The following is a 721-nucleotide window of genomic DNA, read 5'->3' on the forward strand; positions in this document are numbered from 1 at the left end:
ATGGATTGAGCTTCCTGGCCCTCGGTGATACCGGCATTTTGATGTGAAAATCGTGCTGGGAGTTACGCTTGACCACCTCATAGCGTAAGTTGTCTTTCGCTCGCATTAGCCAATGACTTGCTTGCGCTCGTGTTTGCCAACCCACCAGAAAGTCAGCAGAGAAATAGGCCCGATCAAACAGGGTAATACTGTGGGGTGGAGGAGATAATTGATCTGCCAGTGTAAGTTCACCCTGATCCATACTGCCGATTTTGGCATCAATGATTTCATGCGTGTTGGTATTGACCAGGCAGGTTGCTCTCACTTGCGGGTAAGGTGCTACAGCCGTTTTACCTTTAGATGAGCCAAAGTGACTAAAATTCTCATCAGTATGCGGCATAGACCAAACCACCCCATCAACAGCACACACACTGAGACCATGAAAGTTTGAGTACTGCTGTTCGGATTCTTCAAACCAGGCTTGGCTTAATATGGAAAATAATGCATGCATCGGTTCCAGCCCCAAACGTTGTCGAGCTTGGACTGCTGCACTTGGGACACAATATTCTGTGGTACCAAAAACAAGTTTCAGTTGTTGCAAGACATACCAAATAGGCTGATCCCGAAACAGGGCAAGTCCAATGACAAGCCATACCACATGTTCAGCAGGCAATTTTCTTTTTCTGATGGAGGCCTTGCCTGTTTGTTTTAAACTGCTTTCAATCCAGTTGAAATCAATCAA

Annotated in this window: 1 protein-coding gene; it reads right to left on the reverse strand. The window is 46.0% G+C overall.

All coding sequences use genetic code 11. The features are described 5' to 3' along the window. Positions 1-721: IS4 family transposase (locus tag PAE54_RS12430; RefSeq protein ID WP_326519664.1), on the reverse strand; the 721-nt coding region annotated here is incomplete at both ends.

Origin of the sequence: Acinetobacter minutum (assembly GCF_035916735.1) — a bacterium.
Classification (GTDB): domain Bacteria; phylum Pseudomonadota; class Gammaproteobacteria; order Pseudomonadales; family Moraxellaceae; genus Acinetobacter.